Raw genomic sequence first — 14560 nt, forward strand, 5'->3', positions numbered from 1 at the left:
GCGCGGGTCAAGGCCCCGGCCGGACCACTGATCCTGGGTGTGGCACACCCAGGTAGACACGTCCTTCCTGGCGCGGCGCCGCGAAGAAAGACTCAGAGTGCTCGCCCGGAAGGGGCGGGCGAACTCTTCGTCGAAAGGCCACTGCCATGTCTTCTCCCTCCCTGTCGAGCGCCCGGCAGATCGAGAACCTCATCGCCCGGTACTCACACCTCGTCGACGAGGGCGACTTCGCAGCGTTCGGCGCACTCTTCGACGATGCCGACTTCGTGTCCGGTGATGTGAGCATCCGCGGCGGGAAGGCCATCGAGGACCTGGTGAGCTCGATGCTCGTCGTCCACGACGACGGGACGCTGCGTACACGGCACATCACGACGAACATCCTCATCGAGGTGAACGAGAACGACGACACTGCCGTGGCACGGTCGTACTACAACATCCTCCAGGCGGTGCCCGGCCTCCTTCCGCTGCAGATGGTGGCGGGCGGCCGCTATCGCGACCGCTTCGAGCGGCGGGACGGCAGGTGGTCCTTCGCCAGGCGCGAGATCACCATCGACTTCACCGGCGACACCCGCTACCACCTCAAGGGACAGCCGGCTGCCTGAAGTCGGCCGACGGGCGCCCCCTGCCGGGGGCGTTGCGCCTGGAAGGAGTACAGATGCGCATGCACGTGCCGGCTGTGCCGCCCACAGGCTCCGCGCAAAACGGGGGGCACGGTGCGCAGTCACGGGACAACCCCCTCGGGGAGTTCCTCCGGGCCTCCCGGTCCCGGCTGGCTCCCACGGACGTCGGCCTGAGCGTCAGCGGTCGTGGCCGCCGGGTCGAGGGACTGCGCCGACAGGAAGTGTCCTTCCTGTCGGGAGTCAGCGCCGACTACTACAGCCGTCTGGAGCAGGGGCGGGAGCGAAACCCCTCGCCCCGGACTGTCGAAGCCCTGGGCCGTGCCCTTCAGCTGGACCCGGACGCGCGAGGCAACCTGTTCCGTCTCGCGGGACTCAACCCGAGTCTGCGCCGCGACACCAACCGAGGGCAGGTGCAGCCAGAACTCCTGCGCCTACTGGAAGAGTCCCACCAGAGAGCGGCCTATGTGCTGAGCCCTTGCTTCGACATCCTGGCGGCCAACGCGCAGGCACAGATCCTGCTGTCACCGTTCGGCAGCGCAGGGGACGAGGAGGGCACCGGCGGCGAACTGAACCTGATCCGGGTCCTTTTCACACACCCGGAGGCGAAGAGCTACTTCGCCGATTGGCCCTTGGCCGTGACCGCCTCCCTGCACGTGCTGCGCCGCAATGCATTCCGGCTGCCGGAGGACACCGAGGTCGTGGACCTCGTCGCCGACCTGTCCGCCGAATCGGCCGACTTCACCAAGAGCTGGGAGGGCGGAGTGGCGGCCGGTCTGGACCGTGCGTACAGGAGCGTTGTCCATCCCGCGGTCGGACGCATCGAGCTCGGATACCGCGTCTTCCACGTGCCTGCCGCCCCGGGACAGCATCTGCTGATCGGAACCCCTGCTCCGGGAAGCCCCAGCGCAGAGGCACTCACCTACCTCGCGGCCATGGGCGGACAGCGCCCATGACAGCCGCGTCCTCCCACCCGTTCCACGCCGCACAACAGAAGGAGACGCAGTCCCCCGTGCGTGCATGGGTGCGGGACACCCACCCTCACACAGCCTCCCTCTTCAGCGTCCCGCAAGCGAGTGTGGTGTCCACACCCCACCGCCATCCCCAAAGGAACACCATGTCTCTCACTTCGTACCGCACCCTGGGCCGCTCCGGTCTGCGCGTGAGCCCCCTGGCTTTCGGCGCGATGAACTTCGACGACGGCAGCTGGGGCTCTGCCCCCGAAGCCTCGTTCGCGCTGCTGGACCACTACCTCAACGCAGGCGGCAACTTCGTGGACACCGCCAACATGTACAACAAGGGTGCCTCCGAGGAGACCCTGGGCCGCTACTTCGGCAAGCGTCCCGGAGCCCGTGACCGCGTGGTCCTGGCGACGAAGTTCGGTGGAAACATGGCGGCCGACGACCCGAACTCCGGCGGAGCCGGCCGCAAAGCGATCCGCGCTCAGCTCGACGACTCCCTGCGCCGTCTGAACACCGACTACGTCGACCTGTACTGGATGCACCAGTGGGACCGGCACACCCCCATCGAAGAAACCCTGTCCACCCTCACCGACCTGGTACGCGCCGGAAAAATTCACGCCATCGGCTTGTCCAACGTGCCGGCCTGGTGGGTGGCGGAGGCTGCCACGACCGCCCGGCTGCGTGACTGGGAGCCCATCGCCGCACTCCAGGTGGAGTACTCCCTGCTCGCCCGCAGCGTGGAGGGGGAGACCCTCGGCGCCGCCCGTCGCTTCGGGCTCGGCATCACGCCGTGGAGCCCGCTGGCCAGCGGCACTCTGTCCGGCAAGTACTCGCGCACCGCCACGGAGGTAGCCGGTTCCGGGCGCACCGCGTATGCCGCCGCCTATCTGAGCGAATCCACCTTCACCCTCCTCGACGCCCTTGAGGAGATCGCCCACAGCCTCGGCACGACCGTGGCCGCAGTGGCGCTCGCCTGGGTCCGCCAGCGTTCCGAGGTGACGTCCACGCTCATCGGCGCACGCACGCAGGACCAACTGATCGCGAACCTCGCCTCACTGGACGTCACGCTCTCCCAGGAGCAGATCACCGCACTCGACAGCCTCACGGAGCCCAGCCTCGACTACCCGCACAACATGATCCAGTCCATGGTCGGCTTCCAGCAGGGCGACACCAGCATCAACGGTCTGGCCGCCCAGGCCTTCGTCCGCTGAACCACCCGGACCGGCTTCCACCCGTCCAGTCCTACCCGTCCCAGCAGGGGAGACCCGATCCCGTTGTCAGAACCGGCGCGGACGTGGAGGAACAACGTGCTCACCGGCTTTTCCCCCCGCTGCGGAACCTTTCCCCTGACACCAGGTTGACCAGCACGATCGATGCCGATCGACACCACACCAAGAGAGCGGAACACACCATGGCCGAGACGCTCGAAATCACCACGCTGCGCCCCGCCCCGGGCTGCACCGCCGACGACTTTGTATCGGCGAACGCCGATATCAACGGCTACCTCAAGCGACAGCCCGGCTTCCTGTGGCGACGTATCGTCAAGACCGACGACGGACGCATCATCGACATCGTCGCCTACGACAGTCTGCCGCATGCACGCGCCGGTGCCGCCGGCATCACCGGTGAGATGGCGGACTCTCCCGTGCACGCCACGATCGACCACGACAGCGTGGACTGGCAGATCACGACCGCGCTGCAGCGCGTCGCGTGACGGGGGGCGACCTCCATGCCGTTCGCCGACGAACTCATCGGCCGACACACCGTTCAGAGCCTCACGCGCGCCATCCGTGCCGCCGCTCCGGACGCCGACCTCAGGGCACTGCGCGCGGCGCCCCGGCAGATCGACTCCTTGTCGCTGCGGGAGCGCGCCGACCTGCTGCGTGATGCGTTGCTCGCAGACCTCCCGGGCGACTACGCGGCGCTCGCGCGGACCGTACGCACCGCCCACAACGGCGCGCCGTATTTCGCCGGATGGTTGATCTGGCCGGTCACCAGCGCTCTCGCGACCCGCGCTGTGCAGCAGGACGACGCTGCTTCCTTCCACGATGCGATGGACCTGCTCGGGAGCCTCACCGGGAGGCTTTCCTCGGAATTCGCCGTCCGGACCCTGCTGCGGCACGACCTCGACCGGGCCCTGGGCATCATCGTCGGCGACTGGACCGGCTCACCCGACGCCGACGTGCGCAGACTCGCCTGCGAAGGAACCCGCCCCTACCTTCCCTGGGCTGTACGTGTGCCGGAAATCATGGCCCATCCCGGGGTGACCATGCCGATCCTGGACGCCCTTTACCAGGATGAGAGCGAGTACGTGCGGCGCTCGGTCGCCAACCATCTCAACGACCTCAGCCGCGACCACCCCGAGATCGTCCTCGACGGGGCCCGCCGCTGGCTGTCCCGCCCCGACGCCGCCACCGAACGCCTGGTACGGCAGGGGCTGCGCACGCTGATCAAGCGTGGTCACCCCGGTGCTCTGGAACTGCTCGGCTTCGCCCCGGCTGTCCTGGAGGTCGACGGGCCGCGGCTGGACCGGGACGCCGTCCCGATCGGCGGAAGCGTCCGCTTCACCGCCTCGATCCGCAACACCGGTGATCACCAGGCGCGGCTCGCGATCGACTACATCGTGCATCACCGGAAGGCCAACGGTGATCAGAGCGGCAAGACCTTCAAGCTCACCACCCGCACCCTCGCACCGGGCGAACAGATCCAGGTGACGCGCGAGCACTCCTTCCGGCCGATCACGACCCGCCGCTACTACCCCGGGCGGCACTCGATCTCCCTGCAGATCAACGGAGTTGAGTCCGATCGAGCCGACTTCGAGCTGGTTGCCGCGCGTAACCCATGACGCGGTCGATCGGAGTACGGCGGCCGACCGCGTCCACGAGGAATGTCACCCGTATGCCGACAGACCCCATCAAGGTGCGGGCGAACCAGGACCAAAACTGTCCACATCTGCGCCTAGCGTCGTGGACGACACGGAGAACCACCCCGAAAGGCACCCCACATGAGCGAGACACCGGCGCGCGACGAGAAGCCCGGACTCATCGAGGCCGAGGACAGGGCACTGAAGGTGCGAGCCCGGTATGAGCAGATCGAACAGCGCGTACTGGGCAGGACATGGACACTGCCGGAGCTCGCGCTCGGCTTCACCAACGACGCCGCCTATGTAGGGCGCCTGGTGCTTGCCGCCGAGCGGACATGGGGCATTGACGGCGATGTGGACGCTGAGCTGCGGCACAAGTTGGCTGAATGCCTGTGGTGGGTCTTCGTGCTCGCGGACCGGCTCGATGTCGACATGCCGGAGGCCTACGCGGCCACGATGGATCGCATTGATGCCGGTCTGCAGCGGACCCTGCACGGATTGGCGGCTGAGGGTTCATCCTGATGCCCTGCGTCGAGTGCCCGGCCGGCCCTCCGGCCGACGCAACGTTCGGCTGCCACGGTGTAGGTGCGTGACGCCACCCCCGACCGCTCCGAAGCCACGTTCGGTAAGGGCGGGGCTCCATGTATCCAGATGTGAACGCCGGCGGGTCGGCGGGGCCCAGCCCGGGGCTCCCGTCGGCCCACCGGCGCTCACACGTCGTAGAACACAGTCGGTCGCGGGCATCTGAATGGGTGTCTTGATGTCCCCCGCTCGGCATGCCTTGGTGACGGTGGGTCGAGTGCGGTCGCCGGCTCAGCTCTCCTGGCCGACAGGGATGTAGTTCGCGTACGCCTCGATGCGGGTGATCAGGCCGGCATCGTCGAAGCCGAAGTAGACCGCGGCGTGCACCTCACCGCGCCTACCGTCCCTCGGGGATACGTGCACCACGTGCTGCTGGAGGACCTCGCCCGGCTGGGAGAGCTGGCGAATGATGTCGTAGCGAATCGATTCGTAGGAGCCGATCTGCCTCTTCAGCCCCTCGAAGTACTCCTCGAGCGTCTCATCGCCCTTGCCGTCGTTGTGCCAGACGGTGGCTGTCGCGGCGCAGAGGCCGCGCGCGGCCTCGAAGTCGGGCTTCTCCAGCGAGCGGAGGTAGGTGATGACCTTGTTCTTCAGGTCCTGGCTCATGGTGCTTCTCTTTCTGACGAGAGGTGCGTGTCGTGGGCAGGGGCAGGGGCAGGGGTCAGGTCCGGCGGGGTGTGCTCGCGGACCTGGAGGTGCATCAGCAGAGGGGGGCATCGGTGCCGCGCCCCGTCGTGCCGATCACCTGACTCTGCCCGGGGTCTAGGGCCTCTCGCCCTGGTGCCGCACCTCGCCGGGGTGTCGGCGGAGGAGGGAGACATGGCTCTGCCATGCCTCCCTCCTCCGCCTTGCGATCCACGGCACCGGACCCCGCTCACTGATCCGGCCTGATCCGAACGAAAAGACCCTAGGCGGGGGGCGGACCGTCGAAGTTCACGATCCCGTACTCCGATACGAGGTCGGTGTGCTCGGCGTCGGCGCGTGCGTCGGCGGGTCCGACCGAATGGAAGAGGCCTTCGACGGCTCCGGGGTTGTTGATGACGAGGACCTCTGCGGTCGGCGTGATGGTCTGGAAGGTGTGGGGGACGAACCGGGATACGTGAATGTAAGCGCCCGGCTCGGCGTCGTGGACCTCGCACTCGTCGAGCGTGGTCGATCCCACCCAGAACCGGACCCTGCCGGACAGGACTACCCAGCTCTCGTCCTCCCGGCTGTGGCTGTGCAGAGGTGGCGCATCTTCGCGGCCCACGGTGAGCCGCATCACGCTGACAGCTCCGCTGGTCTCAGCGTTGGTCGCCACCTGCTCGATCACGTTGTTGTAGTAGCGAAAATCCTGGCCGTCGCCCGGGTTTCGTACGAGGGCAATGCTCATGTCGCGGTCTCTTCCTGACGTGTGGCTTCAATCCGGCGGCCGGCTCGATGAAGCCATGCGATGGATGGTGCAGCTGTCGATGCATGCAGGGGAAAAGATCCAGCGGTGGTGAGCGCCGATCCGGCGCATCGCCCGCTCGGCCCGCACAGGTGGATCCGCCTATGGCCTATGACGGAAGCGGGTGTTTCTGCCGAGGCACTATTCGCCGGCGGCGCCACCGTGGGCTTGGAAGACTGTTCTTCTCAGAGGGTGATGCAGAACGGGTGGCCAGCAGGGTCCAGCAGGATCCGCCGCCGGTGAGGGAGTGGTTGCACACCGGCTTCGGCTGCTCCCAGAGCGATCAGCCGGGCCTGAGCCGCATCCAGGTCATCCACGCCCAGTTCGAGATGGGCCTGCTTTTGTACGGTGGAGTCCGGCCAGGTAGGGGGCTGGTAGTCGTCCACGCGGTAAAAACCCAGCCCGGGTGAACCCTCACGGCCCAGCAGCACGAACCCGTCGGTGGAAAGAGCGACGGGCAGGCTGAGGGCCTCACTGTAGAAGCGCGCCAGCTCGGCAGGGTCGGGGCAGTCGAAGGTGACGGCCAGGTAGCGGATCGCGGGAGGGGGCGGCACGTGAGAATTCATCGGAAGCTCCTGGTGACGAGGACAGGTCGGGCTGCGCAGGCCGTCGAAGGGCAACGAGTCGTCTCTGGAAGGGGCGGGGCAGCGGCGTGACTGCCAGGACATAGCTCCAGTGCAAGGGGGACGAGCGAGTCGAACGCACCGAGGAAGGGCTACCGGTTCGGGCCACAGATGCCCGTCTTGAGCTGCCGGTGCAGTGTGCTGTCCCAGACCGTTGCGGCGGCCGCGCGGCGACATGCCACCTTCGGGGCCGGACTGGTCCGCGCGCCCCGCAGCGGAAGGTGGATGTCGCGGTCGGTGTTATCGAGGCTGGTCGGTGCCTTGGCCGGCCGGGTCGCCGACGCGGCTCGCCAACAGCTCCGGAGGGTGGCGAATCCAGTCGGGAAGGAGCGCGTAAAGACGGACAGCGATCTCCTCCTGGTCGCAGTCGGTGTTCCCCCCGACTGCGGCTGCGAAGACTCCGTGCACGCCGGAAGCGGTGTAGACGTCTTCGACTGAGTTGTGCGCGCCGGACTCTCCCTCGCCGACACCGAGATCGCGCCGTAGAGCGTGGAGCTGCTCCACGAGGAGGTCGCCGATGCCCATCAGCCCGCTCGGCGATTGCCAGGTCGAGGCCAGCAGGAAGAGGCTCTTGCGCTGCCGAAGAGAGTCAAGCATGGCGTTCAGCGTTGCCACTGCCACGGCAGCTGGGTCCGCGCCCATCTGCCGATCGCTGATATTCAGGTCATGAAGGGCGCGGAAATCGTCCGCGATCACGTACACCGCGGCCTCTTCGACCGAGTCGAAGTGGTTGTAGAAGGTCGCCCGGTGGATGCCTGCGGCTTCCGACAGGGCGGAGACCGAAGGACAGGACGACGTCCGCAGCATGAGGTCGGCCAGTGCCTCCGCGATCGCGCGGCGCGAGCGGGTGAAGCGCGGGTCCGCTTCGGCTGTCGGGGGCTGATCACTCACCATGGACGCACCCTACGTCGAGAGCGATCACCTGGCTTCGCCCCCTTGGGTTTCGGCGGCCGCCATGGCGGTCCGGCCACCGGCAGGGACGACGTCCACACCGCTCTGACACCGGCAACGTCGCGCACCACCGCCTTGGCCCGGCACCCGGTCGGCATCTCTGCACGGGGGCGTCCCCATCCTCTGTCGACGCCGGTGAAGGCCGTCACTCGGGCACTGCGATCCACCTCGGGCATGACTCTCCTTCGACGAGTTCGCTCTCGACGCTACCACTATTCGACAGGTGTCAATCAGTGGTCTACCGTGGTTGATGAAACGACCACCAGGTAAGGACGCACCATGTCAACGACCGACAGCAGCACCTCACCCACGGCGACCGCGGACAAGCTCGCCGTGGTGGAGACCCTCTACCGATACGCAGCCGGCCTCGATCTGCGCGACAAGGACCTTCTCGCGTCCGCGTTCGCAGACGATGCGGTCGCCGATTTCGGTCCGGCCACGAAGAAGGCCGGCCAGGAGTACCCGCCGGTGCAGGGCCGGGAGACCATCGCCGCAGCTCTGTCCGGCTCGCTCAGCCACCTGGACACGACCCACTCCTTGAGCAATCCGCGGGTGAGCCTCGATGGCGACATGGCGAAGCTGGAGGCGATCATGGCGTGCCAGCACCTGCCCCGAGAGGACCACTCCCGCCACGTCCTGATGACCAACCGGTACGACGTCGAACTGGTCAGGAGCGGCGACGTCTGGGTCATCCAGCGGGTCACCGTCGACAACGCATGGACCGAAGGCGACCCCACCGTTCTCGCCGGTATCTAGGACCTGCGAGGCGACAACCTTCTCCTCCGTGCCCTCAGCGGTTCTGCGGGCCGGGACTTGCCCACTCCCCGCCGATACGGTGCAGCAGCAGCAGGCCCGGCCCTGATGCCCTGGACCGCGCGACGTCGGCAACCCGCTGTCATCAGCCGGCAATGGCCACGCACTGATGCGGGTAGCTGGACCGCCTCCGACGCAGCCTGATTCGCCTACCGATGGCGCGTTTCGGAGAACGCCGCACGACACGGGTGGAACGGGTGCTGCGCGTTCCAGCGGTGGGGCGGTCGCACCATCCGCGCCGCCGCGTCCACCCGGCGCTCGCGGCCGGTACTGAACTCGTCAGCCCCTTGGCCGAGCGGGGTCTCGTCCACGAGGCCAGGCGGTCCGGGTTTCCTGGCGCAAGGTTCTCGCCGGCCGCGCCCGCCTGTTGCCCCCCCCATGACGATCGGAATCTCATGAGCGATACCTCCGTTTCCGACTACTCGGACCGCAGAGAGATCCTCGGCCTGCTGACGACCTATGTCTTCGGCCTCGACAGCCGCGACTTCGCTCGCGTCGCGTCAGTCTTCACAGACGACGCCGAAGTGCAGAACGTCTTTGACACCTACCTGCCGGAGGGAGCGAACTTCAGCGGCCTGACTGCCGGTGGCAGTGCCGTCGCGAACGGTGCCCGCCAGTTGTTCAGCAACCTCGACGCGACACAGCACCTGCTGGGTGCCCAGACCGTCGAGATCACGGACGCGGGAGCGCACGCGTCCACACAGATCATTGCCCATCACCACCGGGGCAGCAACTACTACCACACGGGCGGCACCTACGAGGACGACCTCGTGCGCACCCCCGAAGGCTGGCGCATCTCCCGTCGTACTCTGCGCATCCACTGGACGACCGGAAGCCCCGACGTGTTCCTGGCGCCGTGAGTCGTGGAGGGAGCCTGCCCCGGCGTGCCTGACCGCGGCAGGTCCTCGTGCGCACGAACCGGCCCGTCAGGGAGTCGGCGCCACGGTTCGCTCCCGTTGTCACCACCGCGAACAGCGCGTTTGCTACCAGGAGTTCAACCGTGATCGTGCCAGGCTGCGGGCGCCTGGAGAACGTGCCTTCGTGCAGCTGGGAGCCTGGCGAATGCTCGGGTGGGCCAGATGCCCCACCACCTCCTCATCGACACTGTCATCCAGGCCGTCCGCACCCTCCTGACCTGAACGTATTCAGGAGAAGAGGTTCAGTGCTCGCAGAGGGAGAATTCTCGTTCGTAGAGCTGCTCGTTGTGTTCGTCGACGAAGAACTTGCGTTCCTGCATGAGCTGTTCGCGATACCTCTCGGCTTGCTCAAGCGTCATTGTCGAGGTGTCGGACCATGGTTGTTGCGGTGGCACATCGGATGTCGAGACGATCTTTTCCGACGGGTCGACCAGGAAGAACGCGAGAATTTTGCGATATCCCGGGCGGGTGGGATCCGTGAGACGGAATGAGCCGACGCGGTGTTGCAGGATGTTCGGGAACGCCAGGCAGCGGCCGGCTGGGGTGGACGCCGATCCCAGCTTCTGGTTCAGCGCGTCTTCGTCCTCCAGGCCGTAGACCTCACGCAGACCGTTGTCGTCGTTCTGTTCGTAGTGCGGGTCGTCGAGTGCCGCCCGGAAGCTCAGCCGGCTTTCGGTGATGTTCTCGCTGTCCCAGTAGTAGATGCCGGTCGAGACGATCCGCTCGTTCAACATCCCCTCGACATGCCAGGAACCGCCGGCGTACACGGGCTTGTCCGGGGTGAGGTGAATGGTGGCGAGTTTGACGATGACCTGGAGGCGGCGGCCGCGCAGGTCGACCCGGGCGGACTCATCGGGCAACTGGGGCGGGGTGAAGGACGGTGCGTCCGGGATGACCGGGCGGCGGTTTTCCCACCAGTCGTCCTGGGCCTCCTCCCATGCGCGGAGGGCTTCTGCGTAGGCCCCGTCATCGCTGTAGGATGATTTGTCCGGATGCTCCGGCTCCGAGTCGTACCACCCGTAAGGATCGGCCTTGATCCGCAGGGGTCGCGGATGGCGCAGATCGGTGAGCACGTTCTCCAGCAGAGGGCGCAAGCGCGCGAACAAGTCCGGCAGGACGGAGGCTAGTTCGTGATGAGTCTCGGGGTGGACGTTGTTGACGTACGAACGGAAGGCGACATCGCCGTCGGCGCTGACGTCGACGTCCGTGGGCAGCCACTGGAATTTCTCCGAGAATTCGTATTTCGAGTAGCGGTCCGTCGGGTTCTGCCAATCCCGCTCGGGTGCGTCGCTCACCTCTCTCACCCGGCAGAACAGTGAGGGATGAACCAGATCCAGTACCTGACCGTCGGATCCGGGATGCCAGTCCTGTTCTGCTTCGGTGACCTCTTCCAGAATCCGAACCGCCTCGCGCAGCCGGGATCTGAGCTCGTCGTCGACCAGCGTGTCCGACTGCCACACCCCGTCGACGGCGGACACCTCGATGCCGGTTCGTCCGTCCCGCAGCGCGGCGTAATGCACGAGTTCGGCGAGCACGTAACGAACCTGCGCTTCGGTGAGCCCTTGGGCCACCGCTTCTTGCGTCCACCTGCCGACGATGTCGGCATCGTTCATCTTGTCGAACCACCCCGGCTTCGCCCGAATGTGTGAGCTGCACTGAATCATCTGAAGTTCCCGCAGCGTTCGGGGTGTCGCGAACGATATGGAACGGGAAGCATGAAAAGGCAGCGGGAAAGCAGACAGGCCGGTCAAGTTTCTTGGTCCTCCCAGTCGGTGTGTGGTGGCGGGAACGATACTTCAGCCGACTGACACCGCAGCCGTAGCCCTGTCATCGCCGGCCCGGGATCAGGGTTTCGACGTAGTCGCGAAATATCCGGTTCGCGCTAATCCGATGCCGAGGAGCACGAGGGGGAGGCGGGGGTTGCCGGCGACAGTGAACAGGGCGAGCCCGGGAGCGGCCTCCCGCGAGGGACGACCGCGCCCAGGCTCGTCAAGTAACTACGTCGCAATCACTCGACCTTGCAGGCCCGGCCGTTCAGTTTGAACGACCCCGGATCCGGCGCCGGACCCGCGGCCGTGGTGTTGAAGCCGAAGTCGACCGCCGACCCCGGGGCCAGGGTTCGGTTCCACGACAGCGGCCCGGCGCTGACCGTGCGGCCGGACTGGTCGAACTTCGCACTCCAGGTGTGGCTCAGTCGCTGCTCGCCGGACAGCAGCCAGGTCAGCGACCACGGCGAGACCGGCTCCGAGCCGGTGTTCTCGACGCGGACCGTCACCGTCGAGCCGCTGTTCCACGGGTGCGAGGAGTACGTGACCTTGCACGTACGGGCCGGGCCGGTCTGTTCACCCTCGCCCGCGTCGTCCAGGTAGGAGGCGATGAAGGCCAGCGGCGCGTTCCAGTTGATGGTGATCTCGTTGGTCGCCCAGGAGCCGATGTCGTCGATGTAGCACATGGCCGGGGCGCAACCGCTCAGCTTCTCCGCCGCGACCGGATCTCCGGAGGCGGCCGCGGTGAGGTTGGGTCCGCCCGCTACCGAACCGGGGGCCGGGTTCGGCAGACCGGCATCGTTCTGATGCGCCCAGAAGCGGTGGTGCTGGTTGTGGGAGTCCCGCTCGCCGTAGCCGGTGACGTACGACTGGTTGAGGGGATTGCGGCCGAGCAGGTAGTCGGCGCCCCGCAGCACGGCGTCCTGGTAGGCGGTTTCGCCGGTCAGGTCGTGGGCCGTCGCCAGCACGATCATGTTGTTCAGGACCTGACTGTTGGACCCCCAGACGTAGTCCTCGTCCTTGGGGGCGTACGGGAGCCCGTACGCCTGCGCGCCGGACTGCGCGGCGTAGCGGTCGGCGGCCGTGGTGACGACGGAGCGGACCTCACCGAGCTGCGCCGATGTCAGACCGTTCGGCACGGTGGCCAGCGTGAGCACGCCGAGTCCACCGGTGGATCCCCATGAGATTCCGCCGCCCGCCGGGAAGACCGCGTCCGTGTCACCGTGCAGGCCGGAGGAGAGCACCGCCTGGCGGTAGGTGTCCTTGCCCGTCGTGGTGAACAGCTCGGCAGCCGCCCAGTAGAACTCGTCCGAGACGTCGTTGTCGCTGTACGCGCCGCCGCCGGTGCCGTCGTTCGGATCGGCGAGCACGTCCGGGTGCTGCTTCGCCGCGGCCCACGCGGTCTCGGCGGCACGCAGGCAGCGGTTCGCGAAGTCCTCGTCGAAGGGGGCGTAGAGCCGGGCGCACTGGGCTGCCGAGGCGGCGAGATTCAGCGTGGCGGCCGTCGACGGAGGATGCAACTCGCGCTGCTGGGGATCGAGATGCGGCTTCATCGGCAGGCCGGTCCACTCGGCGTCATGCATCTTGTGGTGCGCCATGCCCGCCAGCGGCTCGCCGGACGGGACCTGCATCTTGATCAGGAAGTCCATCTCCCAGCGCGCCTCGTCCAGGATGTCCGGCACCCCGTTGTCGCGTTCGGGCACTCGCAGCTCACCGTCGCCGAGCTCCGCCGACTCGGCGTTCGGGGCGGTCAGGGTGCGCTCGTACGTGGACATCAGCTGGGCCACCGAGATACCGCCGTTGACCACGTACTTCCCTTGGTCGCCCGCGTCGTACCAGCCGCCCGACACATCCAGCCGGTAGTCACAGACCCCCGGCCGGCAGGGGACGTCCGTGTCGCCCTTGTTGGGCGCGACACCGATGTGGCCCGCCGGGCGCGCGTACTCCTCACCGACGAGGTCCGCCTCGATCGGGGTGCCGCTGCGGTTGTGGTAGAAGTACGCCAGCGCGTCGGAGCGCAGCCCGTCGTACAGGTCGCCGCGGATCGAGAACGGCTCGCTCACCTCGTCGTCGACCTCCACGGTGTAGCCGTCGCCCGCCGCGGTGAGGCCGCTGAAGTCGAAGGTGTGGACCCGCTGGAGCGAGCTGGGGTCCTCGCCCTGCGGAACGGTCCTGCCGGTGGCGGCCGTCGAGCCGTCCTCGGCCTTCACCGTCCATGTCAGCGGCGCGTCGGCGTCGGTGACCACGGTGCCGTTCTTGGGGCCGTGGGGCAGGTAGCCGACCTGGTTGACGCGGACGGGCGACCCGGTGTCCGGTATGTACACCGGCGGTTCGGCCCCGCCCCGCAGCGACACGTCGTCCAGGCAGAAGGTCGTCGCCCGCTCGCCGCCGCCGATCTGCAACTGCACCGACGCGGCCGGGAGGTCCACCGAAGCCGTGAACGTACGCGTCACCCGTGTGGCCTCCGTACCCACCGGATCCGCGGTGGCGAGCACCGTCGTGTACGGGTCGACCGCCTCCTGCACCCGGGTCTGGACGGTCAGGGGCACGGTCGAACCGGCCGTGTAGGACAGCTCGTAGCTCTCGCCCGCGACGATCGGGACGTCGTTCTGGCCGACGATGACGTCCCAGGCGTTGGACGTACCGGCGGGCACCTCGGCGCAGAGCCGGCCGTCCGACACGGCCGCCGGCGCGTTCGCCGTCCACCACCAGGGGGCGGTGCCCGCGGCGAAGTCGCCGTTGGAGATCTGCTCGGGGCCGGGCTCGGCTTCCAGGGCACCGGCGGTGCCGGGCACCGCCAGCGCCGCCGCGAACAGTAAGGCGGCGGCTGACATCCCGAACACGCGTCGCCCGTGCCGGGGGCGGACGCGCACGGGCCGTGCGGAGAGTGGTGAGGCATTCACCGGGAAGGCCTTTCGTCGACAGATGCGGGGCATGGGGAGCGAGGCACACCGGCGTATGGGAGCGCTCCCACTCGCATTGTGGAGGTGGATCGCGTTTTCTGCCAGGGTCATGACAGATGCGGCGGGTCCCGGCC

14 protein-coding genes are annotated in these 14560 nt (G+C 67.5%); 8 read left to right on the forward strand and 6 right to left on the reverse strand.

Annotated features, from left to right (window positions below):
• Positions 1-146 precede the first annotated feature (146 nt).
• From ACFWFI_RS01330 to ACFWFI_RS01355, 6 genes are all read left to right on the forward strand, one after another.
• A complete protein-coding gene (locus tag ACFWFI_RS01330; RefSeq protein ID WP_387384125.1) occupies positions 147-602 on the forward strand; it encodes a nuclear transport factor 2 family protein in 456 nt (151 codons plus the stop codon).
• 53 nt (positions 603-655) lie between these two features.
• Positions 656-1573, forward strand: a complete 918-nt coding sequence (locus ACFWFI_RS01335) for a helix-turn-helix transcriptional regulator (RefSeq protein ID WP_387384127.1) — start codon at positions 656-658, stop codon at positions 1571-1573.
• Positions 1574-1734: 161 nt separating this feature from the next.
• The gene (locus tag ACFWFI_RS01340) at positions 1735-2790 is read left to right on the forward strand and encodes an aldo/keto reductase (protein ID WP_387384128.1); all 1056 of its coding nucleotides are present in this window, start codon (positions 1735-1737) and stop codon (positions 2788-2790) included.
• A 200-nt stretch (positions 2791-2990) separates the two neighbouring features.
• On the forward strand, positions 2991-3293 hold the full coding sequence (locus tag ACFWFI_RS01345) for a hypothetical protein (protein ID WP_387384130.1): 303 nt from the start codon (positions 2991-2993) through the stop codon (positions 3291-3293).
• Between the two features lie 15 nt (positions 3294-3308).
• Positions 3309-4424, forward strand: a complete 1116-nt coding sequence (locus tag ACFWFI_RS01350; RefSeq protein WP_387384131.1) for a DNA alkylation repair protein — start codon at positions 3309-3311, stop codon at positions 4422-4424.
• Between the two features lie 159 nt (positions 4425-4583).
• Positions 4584-4964 (forward strand): nucleoside triphosphate pyrophosphohydrolase family protein, encoded by a 381-nt coding sequence (locus ACFWFI_RS01355; RefSeq protein WP_387384132.1) that lies wholly within the window; start codon positions 4584-4586, stop codon positions 4962-4964.
• A 291-nt stretch (positions 4965-5255) separates the two neighbouring features.
• Here ACFWFI_RS01355 and ACFWFI_RS01360 read toward each other — a convergent pair whose 3' ends face one another.
• From ACFWFI_RS01360 to ACFWFI_RS01375, 4 genes are all read right to left on the reverse strand, one after another.
• The gene (locus tag ACFWFI_RS01360) at positions 5256-5630 is read right to left on the reverse strand and encodes a nuclear transport factor 2 family protein (protein ID WP_387384134.1); all 375 of its coding nucleotides are present in this window, start codon (positions 5628-5630) and stop codon (positions 5256-5258) included.
• Between the two features lie 301 nt (positions 5631-5931).
• On the reverse strand, positions 5932-6396 hold the full coding sequence (locus ACFWFI_RS01365; protein WP_387384136.1) for a cupin domain-containing protein: 465 nt from the start codon (positions 6394-6396) through the stop codon (positions 5932-5934).
• A gap of 242 nt (positions 6397-6638) precedes the next feature.
• Positions 6639-7019, reverse strand: coding sequence for a VOC family protein (locus ACFWFI_RS01370; RefSeq protein ID WP_387384138.1), 381 nt, complete (start codon positions 7017-7019; stop codon positions 6639-6641).
• Positions 7020-7316: 297 nt separating this feature from the next.
• On the reverse strand, positions 7317-7970 hold the full coding sequence (locus ACFWFI_RS01375) for a hypothetical protein (protein ID WP_387384140.1): 654 nt from the start codon (positions 7968-7970) through the stop codon (positions 7317-7319).
• Between the two features lie 336 nt (positions 7971-8306).
• On the opposite strand from ACFWFI_RS01375, the gene ACFWFI_RS01380 reads away from it, so the two are divergent.
• Positions 8307-8783, forward strand: coding sequence for a nuclear transport factor 2 family protein (locus ACFWFI_RS01380; protein WP_387384142.1), 477 nt, complete (start codon positions 8307-8309; stop codon positions 8781-8783).
• Between the two features lie 452 nt (positions 8784-9235).
• Positions 9236-9700: a nuclear transport factor 2 family protein gene (locus ACFWFI_RS01385; protein WP_387384144.1), complete on the forward strand. Its 465-nt coding sequence runs from the start codon at positions 9236-9238 to the stop codon at positions 9698-9700.
• A gap of 299 nt (positions 9701-9999) precedes the next feature.
• Here the strand turns inward: ACFWFI_RS01385 and ACFWFI_RS01390 are convergent, their stop codons facing one another.
• Complete coding sequence (locus tag ACFWFI_RS01390) at positions 10000-11508, reverse strand: DUF4246 domain-containing protein (protein WP_387384146.1); 1509 nt, start codon at positions 11506-11508, stop codon at positions 10000-10002.
• A 257-nt stretch (positions 11509-11765) separates the two neighbouring features.
• Complete coding sequence (locus ACFWFI_RS01395; RefSeq protein ID WP_387384148.1) at positions 11766-14357, reverse strand: glycoside hydrolase family 9 protein; 2592 nt, start codon at positions 14355-14357, stop codon at positions 11766-11768.
• Positions 14358-14560 lie beyond the last annotated feature (203 nt).

It is taken from the genome of Streptomyces sp. NPDC060209 (assembly GCF_042728155.1).
In the GTDB taxonomy this organism is placed as follows: Bacteria; Actinomycetota; Actinomycetes; order Streptomycetales; family Streptomycetaceae; genus Streptomyces.

Excerpts from the sequence above, each read along its gene's own strand:
- ACFWFI_RS01345 (WP_387384130.1), top strand. The coding sequence starts at position 2,991 with ATGGCCGAGACGCTCGAAATCACCACGCTGCGCCCCGCCCCGGGCTGC.
- ACFWFI_RS01395 (WP_387384148.1), bottom strand. The coding sequence starts at position 14,357 with ATGTCAGCCGCCGCCTTACTGTTCGCGGCGGCGCTGGCGGTGCCCGGC.
- ACFWFI_RS01380 (WP_387384142.1), top strand. The coding sequence starts at position 8,307 with ATGTCAACGACCGACAGCAGCACCTCACCCACGGCGACCGCGGACAAG.
- ACFWFI_RS01360 (WP_387384134.1), bottom strand. The coding sequence starts at position 5,630 with ATGAGCCAGGACCTGAAGAACAAGGTCATCACCTACCTCCGCTCGCTG.
- ACFWFI_RS01365 (WP_387384136.1), bottom strand. The coding sequence starts at position 6,396 with ATGAGCATTGCCCTCGTACGAAACCCGGGCGACGGCCAGGATTTTCGC.
- ACFWFI_RS01340 (WP_387384128.1), top strand. The coding sequence starts at position 1,735 with ATGTCTCTCACTTCGTACCGCACCCTGGGCCGCTCCGGTCTGCGCGTG.
- ACFWFI_RS01385 (WP_387384144.1), top strand. The coding sequence starts at position 9,236 with ATGAGCGATACCTCCGTTTCCGACTACTCGGACCGCAGAGAGATCCTC.
- ACFWFI_RS01370 (WP_387384138.1), bottom strand. The coding sequence starts at position 7,019 with ATGAATTCTCACGTGCCGCCCCCTCCCGCGATCCGCTACCTGGCCGTC.
- ACFWFI_RS01330 (WP_387384125.1), top strand. The coding sequence starts at position 147 with ATGTCTTCTCCCTCCCTGTCGAGCGCCCGGCAGATCGAGAACCTCATC.
- ACFWFI_RS01350 (WP_387384131.1), top strand. The coding sequence starts at position 3,309 with ATGCCGTTCGCCGACGAACTCATCGGCCGACACACCGTTCAGAGCCTC.
- ACFWFI_RS01375 (WP_387384140.1), bottom strand. The coding sequence starts at position 7,970 with ATGGTGAGTGATCAGCCCCCGACAGCCGAAGCGGACCCGCGCTTCACC.
- ACFWFI_RS01335 (WP_387384127.1), top strand. The coding sequence starts at position 656 with ATGCGCATGCACGTGCCGGCTGTGCCGCCCACAGGCTCCGCGCAAAAC.
- ACFWFI_RS01355 (WP_387384132.1), top strand. The coding sequence starts at position 4,584 with ATGAGCGAGACACCGGCGCGCGACGAGAAGCCCGGACTCATCGAGGCC.